At 54.6% G+C, this 12857-nt stretch carries 6 protein-coding genes; 5 read left to right on the forward strand and 1 reads right to left on the reverse strand.

The annotated features are described in order from the left end of the window. Positions 1–12: 12 nt before the first annotated feature. The gene (glgC, locus tag K0J45_RS05870) at positions 13–1287 is read left to right on the forward strand and encodes a glucose-1-phosphate adenylyltransferase (RefSeq protein ID WP_220044626.1); all 1275 of its coding nucleotides are present in this window, start codon (positions 13–15) and stop codon (positions 1285–1287) included. Beyond that, positions 1280–2929, forward strand: coding sequence for a glycogen synthase (locus K0J45_RS05875; protein WP_220044627.1), 1650 nt, complete (start codon positions 1280–1282; stop codon positions 2927–2929). The genes glgC and K0J45_RS05875 overlap by 8 nt, the downstream gene beginning before the upstream one ends. Before the next feature lie 43 nt (positions 2930–2972). Here the strand turns inward: K0J45_RS05875 and K0J45_RS05880 are convergent, their stop codons facing one another. Next, on the reverse strand, positions 2973–3446 hold the full coding sequence (locus K0J45_RS05880; RefSeq protein WP_220044628.1) for a LabA-like NYN domain-containing protein: 474 nt from the start codon (positions 3444–3446) through the stop codon (positions 2973–2975). A 373-nt stretch (positions 3447–3819) separates the two neighbouring features. Here K0J45_RS05880 and K0J45_RS05885 point away from each other — a divergent pair, with 373 nt between their 5' ends. The 3 genes from K0J45_RS05885 (at position 3820) to K0J45_RS05895 (ending at position 12827) form a co-directional block, all read left to right on the forward strand. Next, positions 3820–5070, forward strand: a complete 1251-nt coding sequence (locus tag K0J45_RS05885) for an efflux RND transporter periplasmic adaptor subunit (RefSeq protein ID WP_220044629.1) — start codon at positions 3820–3822, stop codon at positions 5068–5070. Further along, positions 5070–8174, forward strand: a complete 3105-nt coding sequence (locus K0J45_RS05890) for a multidrug efflux RND transporter permease subunit (protein WP_220044630.1) — start codon at positions 5070–5072, stop codon at positions 8172–8174. Before K0J45_RS05885 ends, K0J45_RS05890 begins: the two co-directional genes overlap by 1 nt. A 1098-nt stretch (positions 8175–9272) precedes the next feature. Beyond that, entirely contained in the window at positions 9273–12827 is a 3555-nt protein-coding gene (locus K0J45_RS05895) for a pilus assembly protein (protein ID WP_258406824.1), read from the forward strand. Positions 12828–12857: the final 30 nt, after the last annotated feature.

Genomic DNA, 12857 nt, shown 5'->3' on the forward strand with positions numbered 1-12857 from the left:
GAGTGAGTACCTATGCCTAACATGAATCCTAGCCCACGTTATATCAGTAATTTAACCCGAGAAACCTATGCATTAATCTTGGCCGGGGGGCGAGGTTCACGTCTGCATGAATTGACCGATTGGCGCGCCAAGCCGTCGCTCTATTTCGGTGGCAAGTTCCGCATCATCGACTTCCCGCTGTCGAACTGCATCAACTCGGGCATTCGCCGCATCGGCGTGGTGACCCAGTACAAGTCGCACTCGTTGATCCGCCACGTGATGCGCGGCTGGGGCCACTTCAAGAAAGAGCTGGGTGAGTCGGTAGAGATCCTGCCCGCCTCTCAGCGTTATTCCGAGAGCTGGTATAAGGGCACCGCCGATGCGGTATTTCAGAATATCGACATCATACGCCATGAGCTGCCCAAGTATGTGATGATCCTCTCTGGCGATCACGTCTATCGCATGGACTATGCGGGCCTGCTGGCCGCCCATGCCGAGTCGGGCGCCGACATGACGGTCTCCTGCCTCGAGGTGCCGGTGGCCGAGGCGGCGGGTGCCTTTGGGGTGGTCGAGGTGGATGAGCGCAACAAGATCCTCGGTTTCGAAGAGAAACCTGAGCTGCCCAAGCACCTGCCGGAAAATCCCGAGATGTGTCTGGCGTCTATGGGCAACTATGTGTTTAACACAGAGTTTTTGTTCGAGCAGCTCAAGAAAGATGCCATGAACGAGAACTCGGATCGCGATTTTGGCAAGGATATCATCCCGTCGATCATCGAGGGGCACGAGGTCTACGCCCACCCCTTCAGAAGCGGCTTCACCGATGAAGAGGCCTACTGGCGTGATGTGGGCACTTTGGATTCCTTCTGGCAGGCCAACATGGAGCTGCTATCGCCCACCCCAGCGCTCAACCTCTATGATGCCAAGTGGCCCATCTGGACCTTCCAGGAGCAGCTGCCGCCGGCCAAGTTTGTCTTCGATGACGACGAGCGTCGCGGCATGGCGGTGGACTCCATCGTCTCCGGTGGCTGTATCATCTCTGGCTCGACCGTGAGACGCAGCGTGCTGTTTAACGAGGTGCAGGTCTGCTCCTACTCCACGGTGGAAAATTCTGTGGTACTGCCCGATGTGGTGGTGCTGCGTCACTGCCAGATCAAGAATGCCATCTTAGACAGAGGCTGCATCATCCCAGAAGGCACGGTGATAGGCCACGACCATGATCACGACAGGGCGCGGGGCTTTAGGGTCTCGGAAGGCGGGATCACCCTGGTGACCCGTGACATGTTGGGGCTACCGGTGGGTTATGAGTAAGACGCAGGGGGAGAGCGCCATGAAGCGCGTGTTGATGGTCGCCGCCGAGAACGGCGCGCTCAAGGGCGCCAAGGTGGGCGGCATGGCCGATGTGATCCGTGACCTGCCGGGTGCCCTTTATCCGCTGGGCGTATGCAGCGATGTGATCATGCCAAGCTATGGTTTTCTGCATCGTCAGCAGGGGGCCGAGCCCCTGGGCGAGCTGGTGGTCGACTTCTATGGCCAGCCCCACTGGTTGACCCTCTACCGCGCGGCGCATCCCAGTCTGCCGGAGGTGAACCTTTTCTTGTTGGATCACCCGCTGTTCGATCAGGGGGGGAAGATCTACACCCCGGGGGCGAGCGATCGCCCTTTCGCCGAGGATGCCAACAAGTTCGCCCTGTTTTGCCTCGGGGTCGCCAAGGCGGTGTTGTCCGGCTTGATGCCAAGGCCGGATCATCTACATCTGCATGACTGGCACTGCGGCGTGCTGGCGCTGCTGCGGGCCTTTGCCCCCGAGTATGCCGCGCTGCAGGCGATCCCCTGTGTGCTGTCTATCCACAACCTGGCGATTCAGGGGGCGCGGCCCTTAACTCAGGAGCACTCCTCCTTGCAGGCCTGGTTGCCGAGTCTGTTTGCCTCGCTTGAGCGTGACGCGCTCAATCAGGTGATCGACCCCAGATACCCACAGTGTTTCAATCCGCTGCGCGCAGCCATAGTGCTGAGCGATCGCGTGCATCTGGTGTCCCCCAGCTATGCCCAGGAGGTGCTGCGTCCCTCATCGCCCGACAAGGGGTTTATTGGCGGCGAAGGCTTAGAGGCGGACCTTCAGCAGAAACAGCAAGCGGGCGCTCTGCATGGCATCTTAAACGGCTGCGAGTATCCGAGTAAGTTGAAACGCTCGGGTCAGCTCACTAAGCGTCAGGCGCTGCTCAGGGGCAACACAGACAAGCTGTTGCCGCTCATCGATAGCGCCGAGCGGGCGATACAAGGTTGGTTATGTCAGACGCCTTGGGTGCGCAGCGTCGATCAGCTGGCGCTGATGTCTCTTGCTCGGCTGAGGCGACAGTCGGAGTTTCAGGATGCCCCCCGGCTGCTGCTGACCTCGGTGGGGCGCCTGACGGATCAGAAGATGGCGATCCTCTGCTATCGCGACCAGCAAGGTATCAGCACACTAGAACATCTGCTAAAGCTCTTGGCTGAGCATGCGCCTAACGGCCTGATGGCTATCCTGGGTAGCGGCGATCAGGTGATAGAGGCGCAGCTTGCAGAGCTCGCCGGGCGCTATCAGAACCTGCTCTTTATCAACGGCTTCGACTTGCCTCTGTCTGACACCCTGTACGAGTGCGGTAACCTGTTTATCATGCCCAGCTCCTTCGAGCCCTGCGGCATCAGTCAGATGCTGGCGATGCGGGCCGCTCAGCCCTGCCTGGTTCATGGCGTTGGGGGGCTGAAAGATACGGTGAGTCATGGCGAAGACGGGTTTGTCTTCTATGGCGACAGTCTGGCGGAGCAGTCGGCGGCCTTGCTAGAGACCTTGGCGCAGACGCTGCCGCTCATCGGTAAGGAGGCCTGGCACGTTATCTGCGACAATGCCAGTCAGAAGCGTTTCAGCTGGGGCGCCTCGGCAAAGCGTTACTGTCAGCACCTCTACTGCCTTTAAGCCTCTGGCGAAAGAGACTAACCTGAGTGGCGAACTTGTAGGGCTAGCGCAGCAGTTCACCTTCTATGGGATGAAACTGGGTGGCTGCGTCCATCAGCGTCTTGGCACTGAGCTCAGGCACGCCGTAAACTTCAGTTTCTAGGGAATACTTGCGGCCAATATGTTCGAGCAGCAACGCGAAGTCGCCATCGCCCGAGAGTAAGACAACAGTATCCACCTCTGGGGCATGCTCCATGATATCTATGGTGATCCCCACGTCCCAGTCGCCCTTGGCGCTGCCGTCGCTGCGCTGGATATAAGGCTTCAACTTGACCTCGAAGCCGATATGTTTCAGCGCATCCTGAAACTTTATCTGGCCATCATCACCCCGGTCGATGGCATAGGCTAGCGCCGTAACTATCTCCCCCTGCTCATTAAGTCTCTGCCACAGCGCGTGGTAGTTAAACTGACGTCCATAGGCCTGGCGGCAGGTGTAATAAATGTTTTGTACATCGACAAAGAGGGCGATCCGTTTCACGCGAGCTCATCTTTTGGTTGGCTGTTAGCTAGACCATACCCGACTGCATGCGCGGAGGAAAGTGTGCTTAGAGTGCTTTGCGACATTGGCTCATCCTGAAGGCATGGTAGAAGCTAAATACCAGGCCTTGCTTGTTTGTATCGAGCCGGTGAAGTGTCAGGCTTGCTCCTATTTCTATTACTCCTGATTAGCCTTCAATCATTGGTCAGCAGCGAGTGTGGCTATCGTTTAGGCGGGCCGACACATCTGCTTGCACTCTTACGCTTCAATGAATGTGACGCTTTGCGCAGCTTTACATTGCTTTACCCTCCAAAGGGCGGCGCCATTTTACAATAGGGGCAGTTGAAAAGCCCATGGATAAGATACCGCCCCAATGGATAAAAAATACCTGTACATTCCCCTTGGCGTGCTGGCGATAGCCGCCTTGCTCACCTTTGCCGTTGCTGCCAATCAGGCCAAGAATCAGTCGTCAACATCTCAGCCCCAAGTTGTAAATGGCAAAGCTGCTAACGCCAACACAGCTAATGTCAAAGCAGCTAATGCCAACACAGCTAATGTCAAAGCTGGGGCCAGAGCCGTGCCGATTGCCAGTGCCCGGGTCGAGGCCCATGAAGTGGCTCAGCATCTCTCTTTGGTGGGCAAGCTTGCCGCCAATCGCTCGGTGCAGATAGCTGCCGAGGTATCGGGTAAGGTGCAGGCGATCAACTTAAGCGACAATCAGGCGGTGTCTCAGGGGCAGGTATTGGTGCATCTCGAAGATGCCAAGGCCAAGGCAAATCTTGCAGAGGCCAAGGCCTATCTGAACGATGAGCGGCGCAAGTTAGGCGAGTACAAGCGGCTCATAGAACAACACGCCATTACCCAGACCGAGATAGATGCTCAGCTGGCCAGCGTCGATATCGCCGAGGCCAGGCTCCAGGCCGCTCAGGCGGATCTGGATTATCACACCCTCAAGGCCCCCTTCGACGGGGTGATCGGGCTGGTGGACTTTAGTCTGGGCAAGCTGGTGAGTGTGGGCAGCGAGCTGGTCAGCCTGGACGATCTCTCCAGCATGCGTCTGGATCTGCAGATCCCCGAGCGTTATCTGTCGCAGATCTATCTAGGCATGCCAGTGGTGGCCAGCAGCAGCGCCTGGCCCGGCGCCCAGTTTCATGGTCAGGTGGTGGCCATGGCGCCGCGGATCAATCCCGAGACCCTTAATCTTAAGGTGAGGGTGAATTTTGACAATCCCAGCCTTCAGCTCAGGCCCGGCATGTTGATCTCGGCGCGGCTTAATTTTGCCCCTGTGACTCAGGCGGTGGTGCCGGTGCAGGCGCTGGAATATTCAGGCACCAAACGTTTCGTCTATGTGATCGATGGCGACAATATTGCTCGCCGCACTCAGGTGACCCTGGGGGCGCGTATCGACGATCAGGTGTTGATCGATGATGGCTTATCCTTGGGCGACAGAATCGTGGTCAAGGGGCTGGTCAACATGCGTGATGGCATCAAGGTGGAAGACGTTGAAACTGGCCAGTTCGCCGAGGGGCTGGGAGGCAGGCGTTTGACTCAGACCCAGACACAGGCCCAGACTCAGAAACAGGCTCAGACGGGCGAGACTGACACCGCACGGGGGCAGAGCTAATGTTGCTATCGGATGTGTCGGTAAAACGCCCCGTGGTGGCGATCGTCTTAAGCTTGCTGCTGTGTGTATTTGGTCTGGTGAGTTTCTCCAAGCTGGCGGTGCGAGAGATGCCGGACGTTGAGAGCCCCGTGGTGACTGTGATGACCAGTTACAGCGGCGCCTCCGCCAGCATCATGGAGAGTCAGATCACCACAGTGCTCGAGGATGAGCTGACGGGGATCAGCGGCATCGACGAGATCACCTCTGTGACCCGCAACGGCATGTCACGCATCACCATCAGCTTCGATCTGGACTGGAACCTAACCGAAGGGGTGAGCGATGTGCGCGACGCCGTGGCCCGCGCCCAGCGTCGTCTGCCCGACGAGGCCGATGAGCCCATCGTCTCCAAGGATAATGGATCGGGCGAGCCTTCCGTTTACATCAACCTCAGCTCCAGCACCATGGATAGGACTCAGCTGACCGATTATGCCCAGCGAGTGCTTGAGGACAGATTTAGCCAGATCACCGGGGTGAGCTCGGTAAACATCTCCGGCGGTCTCTATAAGGTAATGTATGTGCAGCTGGATCCTAAGTTGATGGCCGGGCGTGGGGTGACCACCACAGATATTACCGATGCGCTGCGCAGCGAAAACGTGGAGAGCCCGGGCGGTGAGGTACGCAACGACACGACTGTGATGACGGTGCGCACCGCCAGGCTCTACCTGCATCCCGAAGATTTCGATTACCTGGCGGTGCGAACTGCCAGCGACGGCAGCCCCATTTATCTTAAGGACGTGGCGCGGGTGTTTATCGGCGCCGAGAATGAAAACTCCACCTTCAAGAGTGACGGCGTGCCTAACCTCAGCCTGGGGATCGTGGCCCAGTCGGATGCCAATCCTCTGCTGGTGGCGCAGCGGGTGCGCGAGGAGGTGGATAAGCTCCAGAAATTCCTGCCCGAGGGCACTCAGCTGTCGGTGGATTATGACTCGACCGTCTTTATCGACCAGTCTATCGGCGAGGTGTACAACACCCTCTATATCACCGGGGCCCTGGTGGTCTTGGTGCTTTATCTGTTTATCGGTCAGGCGAGAGCGACGCTGATCCCCGCGGTGACTGTGCCTGTGTCGCTGATCTCGGCCTTCATCGCCGCCAACTACCTGGGTTACTCCATTAATCTCCTGACCCTGATGGCGCTTATCTTAGCCATAGGCCTGGTGGTGGATGATGCCATCGTGGTGGTCGAAAACATCTTCCATCATATCGAGCGGGGTGAACCTGCGATTCTGGCGGCCTATAAGGGGGCCAGAGAGGTAGGATTTGCCGTGGTGGCGACTACCGCCGTGTTGGTGATGGTGTTTTTGCCTATCTCCTTCATGGATGGCATGGTGGGGCGCCTCTTTACCGAATTTGCCGTGATGCTGGCCATGGCGGTGATCTTCTCATCGGTTATCGCCCTAACACTGACCCCAGTCCTTGGCAGCAAGCTCCTCAAGCGTAAACACAGGCCCAATGCCCTTAACCGCCTGATGGACAGCGGCTTTGCTCGACTCGAAGCTTGGTATCGCCGAGCTGTGGCCTGGGCGGTGCGTTACCGCCTGGCGGCGCCTGTGGTGATTGTCGCCTGTGTCATAGGTAGCGGTCTGCTGATGAACCAGGTGCCGGCGCAGCTGGCGCCCCAGGAAGACAGAGGCGTGATCTTCGCCTTCGTCAAGGGCGCGGAGGGCACCAGCTACAACCGTATGACGGCCAATATGGATATCGTCGAGCAGCGCCTGATGCCGCTGCTCAGCCAGGGGGTGATCAAATCCTTTAGCGTACAGGCGCCGGCGTTCGGGGGGCGGGCCGGGGATCAAACCGGCTTTGTGATCATGCAGCTAGAGGATTGGCAGGCCCGTGATATCAACGCGCAGCAGGCACTGGCCGTGGTGGCTAAGGCGCTCAAGGGGATCCCCGATGTAATGGTGCGGCCCATGTTGCCTGGCTTTAGGGGCAAGTCCAGCGAGCCGGTGCAATTTGTGCTGGGTGGCAGTGACTATGATGAGCTGTTCAAGTGGGCGAGCGAGCTTAAGGCGATCGCCGATGCCTCGCCAATCGTCACGGGGGCCGATCTTGACTATGCCGAGACCACCCCAGAGCTGGTGGTGAGCGTGGACAGGCAGCGCGCTGCGGAACTGGGGATCAGCGTGGCTCAGGTGTCTCAGACTCTGGAGGTGATGCTAGGTGGACGCAGCGAGACTAGCTTTATCGAGCGCGGCGAAGAGTATGACGTATATCTGCGGGGCAAGGAGGAGAGCTTTAACAGCATGGCGGACCTGAGTCAGATCTATATGCGCGCCGCCAACGGTGAGCTGATCACCCTAGATGCCATCACCCACATCGAAGAGGTCGCCTCGGCCCATAAGCTAAGCCATACCAATAAGCAGAAGTCGATAACTCTCAAGGCCAACCTCGGTGAGGGCTTTACCTTAGGCGAGGCGTTGGACTTCCTCGATGCCAAGGCTATCGAGATCTTACCCGGCGATATCAGCATCAGCTACACGGGGGAGTCGAAAGAGTTTAAGGAAAATCAAAGCAGCGTCATGCTGGTCTTCGGCTTAGCGCTGCTGGTGGCCTACCTGGTGCTGGCGGCCCAGTTCGAGAGTTTTATCAATCCGCTGGTGGTAATGCTGACGGTTCCCATGGGGATCTTCGGTGGATTCATCGGTCTTTATCTGATGGGGCTTGGGCTCAACATCTATAGCCAGATCGGGATGATCATGCTGATCGGCATGGTAACCAAAAATGGCATACTGATTGTCGAGTTTGCCAATCAGCTCAGGGATAGGGGCGCCTCGCTGGACCAGGCGATACTGGACGCCTCCGCGCGTCGCCTGCGCCCCATCCTGATGACAGCCTTCACCACCTTGGTCGGTGCCGTGCCCTTGATTCTATCGAGTGGCGCCGGTTCTGAGAGCCGGATCGCCGTGGGCACTGTGGTGTTCTTCGGCATGGCGTTCGCCACCCTGGTGACCCTGTTGGTGATCCCTGCCATGTATCGGCTGATCTCGGGTCGCACCCGCTCACCTGGCTTCGTCGCCGCCCAGCTTGAGACCGCCATCGCCAAACAGCAGGCAAGCGGAGCCTGAGTGGCTGGATGTTCGACTAGATGACTCGATGCAAGAGTGACGCTCCTGTCTTGCCTCTGTGTGAGATAGGGGCAAGACAGAGAAAAGACAGAGACAAGACCTTCACAGTGCTTCATCTGATCCTTAGCGCGTAATCGTAAAATGCCTTTCACCGAGAACTTGTCTCAGTGCCAATGCTGTCGAGGTCGATGTTGAGCCGGTTGACCCTGTAAGTTGCCAACTCTTGGCTGGTTAACTTGTTTCCCTCAAGTGCTATGAGTTTTCTTAAAACGTATTAGTTAGGAAGAGCAAATTTAAAAATGGGGCTGAATAATTGCCGACAAAATTGGGGGGCGCTCGATTATCTTTTACTTATGATTTCACATTGATAATTGTCTCTAGATTTGTTGTCTTAAAGATGATTGTCATAAAAGGTGATTGTCATAAAAGAAGATTACCTCAAATAATTTATTAGATTAATTTCATATTTCTATGTTTGGCCTAAATAGCCATTAAGTTGAAAAATTTACATCTTAAAGAAAAAGTGAATATTTCACAGGCTTTGGTGATTAAATATTCATCAAGATGGCTGAGATGACGCAAGTGTCATTAATACGACGGCTGACTCAATCTTGTTTTCATCTGACTAGTTGTTTAATTAACGCCTCTTCATTTCAAATAAATCCTTTTTATTCAGGATTTTAATTTATGCTTGAGTTTTTGCTTTAGTCTAAGTTTGTTTGTTTATTAAACTGGTCATTCCAGTGTCAATAAAATAGCACTCTTGCTGGCTAAGTTCGCTATTCATTCAAAATTCGATGTTCCTCCTGTTTGCATGATTCAATTTGGTTAAAAATGTTGCATTTTGTATCAATGGCGTGTTAAATCCGCTTTCTATCGCACTTTTGTCTCATCTTGTATTGCCAAATTCATGCTTCCGGCTAGTTTTCTCTTGTCTGAAAGTCTGTCTTTGGATGATAACCTTTGTCATCTAGGATTGAGAGTTGAGCCGTGGGAGTGGGGTAGGGGGTCATTTAAAAAATTAAAAAAATTTGAAGTAATAGGTTTAGTGAAATGGATATTTTGCGCGCTGGTCAGTCTGCTCTGGCAAATATCATAATGCAGCGAAAGGGAGCGCTTGTGAAAAGCTTTGTTGCTCTGTTGACTGCCATCATGAGTCTTCTATCGGCTTCTTCGTGGGCCGATGATACCGAGTTATATGTCTATGAGGCGAGCGCCCGTACTGGGGCCAGGCCACAAATCCTGATCATCTTCGATAACTCAGGCAGTATGGGCACCACAGTCTATGATGTGGATGTGCCTTATAAGCCAGGGGCTGGTGGTAGTTCCAGTGTTAATAATGGCCAGCAAGGGATGCTCTATTATGTTAAGGGTGATCAGGGTAAGAATAAGTTGCCCAATCCAGATGATCCTAACGAGCGGCGTAAATTTTCAGCGTCGATTAACGGCTGTGAGAGCTCATGGGAGTTGCTCAACGACTATGGCATCTTTACCGGTTTCTTCCGTAAGTATACCTACAGCGGCGCCAATGGTGCCTGGCGTGAGTTTGGCGACAACAACGGTCTGAATGCCAAGGCGGTGGATTGCTATGAAGACATTCAAGATGGCAAGTATCTCAACGCCAGTGGGCTAACTAAGGGGCTGCCGATCGACAGTCAAGGCTCTCTCACCACGCCAATCATGTATAACAATGTCAGCAGTAGTTCGAGTGATAGCATCAAGAAGACCGCCAAGGAGCAGGCGCAGCTTACCGGCTTTGGCACCGGGCGGGTGCTCACAGTGTATACCGAGGATTACCTTCGTTGGTATCACAGTAAGAAGGCAACGGAAAATATAACTCGAATGGATTTGGCCAAAAATGCAATAAAAAACGTTATCTTAACCACGCCTGGAGTGGATTTTGGTCTGGCGATTTTTAACATGAATGGCCCGGACGATACCGAGAAGAATGGCCGTAACGGTGGCCGTATCATCAAGGCGATTAAGACCCTCTCGTCAGATGAAAAAGTGAAGCTTCTCGAAGGGGTGCAGAAAATCGAGGGGGCGTGGAATACTCCTCTTTGCGAGACCCTCTACGAGGCATATCTCTACTTCGCCGGAAAGCCTATGCGCTTTGGTGATGATGATAAAAACTATCGAGGTAGAGGATGGTCGTATAACGCCAAACTGAACCCTGGCTTTGACGCCAATGCGCTCAAAGAGAACACGAATACCTATCAAAGTCCTTTCAAGAAGTGTCAGAACAATGCTTATATCGTCTATATTACAGATGGTGAACCGACCCTAGATAGCGCAGCAGACAAGTATGTAAAGCCGTTGACCCAAGGTGTCGATAAGCACAGCACCAGTTACATGAGTTCGCTCTCAAGCTGGATGTATCGCAACGATGTGAATGATAAAGTGGATGGTGATCAACATGTGATCACCCACACCATTGGCTTCAGTGAGGGCGCGAAAAAGGCCGAAGATCTGCTCAAGAAGGTGGCGAGCAAAGGGGGCGGAAGCTATTTCGATGCCACCGACGCGACTAAGCTGCAGGGCTCGATTCAACAGGCGGTGAATGAGGTGTTGGCCAATAGCGCCAGCTTCACCTCTCCCTCTGTGGCCAGTAACAACTTTAACCGTACTCAGACCTTTAACTATGCCTATTACTCCATGTTCCTGCCGGACAGGGGCCCGCGTTGGACGGGGAATATTAAGAAGTTCAGAGTCGACTCCGAAGGCAAGGTACTAGACGCCGAGGGTAACCTGGCGATCGGCGAAGACGGCAATATTAAAGACAGCGCTTGCTCCTATTGGACGCCCAAGAAGCTCTGCGGTGATGGCAACGATGTGCGCAAGGGCGGCGTGCTGTCGGCCATGCAGAGTGCAGATAGTCGAACCCTCTACAGTAATCTGGGGGGCGGCATGGACAAGCTCAGTCTGTCGGCGGCGGCCAGTAAGGCAGGTGGTAAGGATGACCTGGCCAATTTCATGGGGGTGGATAAGAGTCAGCTCAAGGAACTTTTCGACTGGGCCAAGGGGCTGGATGTGGACAACGAGAAGAACCTGTCTAGCATTGCCAATCCCGCCAAGAACTGGCGCAGCGACATCATGGGCGATGCACTGCACTCAAAGCCTCTGGCATTGAACTTTGGCAGTAAGTCCAGCCCAGATATCCGTATTTTGGTTGGCACCAACCATGGTTTCATGCATATGTTCAAGGATGACACCACTGCCAATGAAGTTAGCGAGAGTTGGGCCTTCATGCCTTACGAACTGCTGCCTAATATTCAGGCCCTGAGAAACAATGTGCCGACGGGCGTGCACTCAGTCTATGGTGTCGATGGTTCTCCGGCTGCATATGTGAAAAATGGCGCCTCAGGCATAGAAAAAGCCTGGCTCTTTTTCGGCATGCGCCGCGGTGGTGGTAGTTACTATGCCCTGGATATCAGTAACCCTGATTCGCCAAGTTTCAAGTGGCGTATCGATGCCAGCTCGCCGGGCTTGAGTGAGCTTGGACAATCCTGGTCGACGCCAGTGGTCACCACGATTCGTAGCGCCAGCGGCACGGATAAGCCTGTGCTCATCTTCGGTGCCGGTTACTCGCCGGCAGGTAAGGATAGCACGAGTGTCGGAACCACGGACAGTAAGGGGCGCGGTGTGTTTATCGTCGATGCCGATACCGGCAAACTTATCCATCAGTTTGGCGCCGGTGGTGACACGGCATTGCCAGGGATACAGGACAGCATTCCCAGCGGTGTTGCGGTACTCGATGCCGACGGAGATGGCAATACCGACCGCATTTATGCGGTCGATACCGCCGGTAGCGTCTGGCGCATGGATATGCCAAGGGCGGATAAGGCCAGCTGGTCAGCCTTTAAGTTTGCCGATCTAGGTGGCAAGTCGCTGCTGCAGAATCGTCGTTTCTACTCGGCGCCTGCTGTGGCACAGACCTTGATTAATAACGTCTCTGTGGTTGATCATACGGTCAATGGCAAGACCACAAAGGTGACCACCAGTCAGAATGTGCCTTACGATGCCGTGGTGGTGGGGAGTGGTCACAGGGCGGCGCCGTCGGATACTTCCCGAGAGGATATCCTCTTCGTTCTGCAAGACAGAAACGTGGTGTCTCAGACCTTTGGTGGTACAGGCAGGCCTAAGGCGCCAGCGGCTTTGACTATCGGCGATCTCTATGAAAATACCAAGTCAGCTGCGGAGATCACGCCCGATAAGCTGGCTATCGGTAAGAAACTGGGTTGGTATTTCAAATTTCCCGAGGATGGTGAGAAGAACCTGTCACCGGCGACCATTATCAAGGGTAAGGTGTTGTTTACCACTTTCGTTCCTGGAAATTCCAAGAATACTAATCAGTGTTTGAGCTCAGGTAAAGGATATTTAAGAAGCTTTAATCTTCAATATGGTACCAGTACCTACACCTCAACTAAGCTCGAAGCGGGTAACTTGGTATTAGACACTCCTCAGTTGGTGATCCCTGCCGACAACAAGGGGGGGCAAGGAAAGGATGGTGATGCCTACATGTATCTGATCGGCATAGGTAACGCCGCCGAGAAGATGGAGAAGGTTGCACCCGATGACGATTGTCCAGCCGGGGATAACCGCTGCATAGGTGGTCGTCTGCGAGCCAAAAAGCTCTACTACTATAGCGAGTAGTTGATGCAGTTGGTGAGTAAGGGATGCAGT

The sequence above is a fragment of the Shewanella alkalitolerans genome, assembly GCF_019457575.1.
In the GTDB taxonomy this organism is placed as follows: domain Bacteria; phylum Pseudomonadota; class Gammaproteobacteria; order Enterobacterales; family Shewanellaceae; genus Shewanella; species Shewanella loihica.

Bases quoted from the DNA above. Each gene is read 5' to 3' on its own strand.
- K0J45_RS05895 (WP_258406824.1), top strand. From the start codon at position 9,273: ATGCAGCGAAAGGGAGCGCTTGTGAAAAGCTTTGTTGCTCTGTTGACT.
- K0J45_RS05875 (WP_220044627.1), top strand. From the start codon at position 1,280: ATGAGTAAGACGCAGGGGGAGAGCGCCATGAAGCGCGTGTTGATGGTC.
- K0J45_RS05890 (WP_220044630.1), top strand. From the start codon at position 5,070: ATGTTGCTATCGGATGTGTCGGTAAAACGCCCCGTGGTGGCGATCGTC.
- K0J45_RS05885 (WP_220044629.1), top strand. From the start codon at position 3,820: ATGGATAAAAAATACCTGTACATTCCCCTTGGCGTGCTGGCGATAGCC.
- glgC (WP_220044626.1), top strand. From the start codon at position 13: ATGCCTAACATGAATCCTAGCCCACGTTATATCAGTAATTTAACCCGA.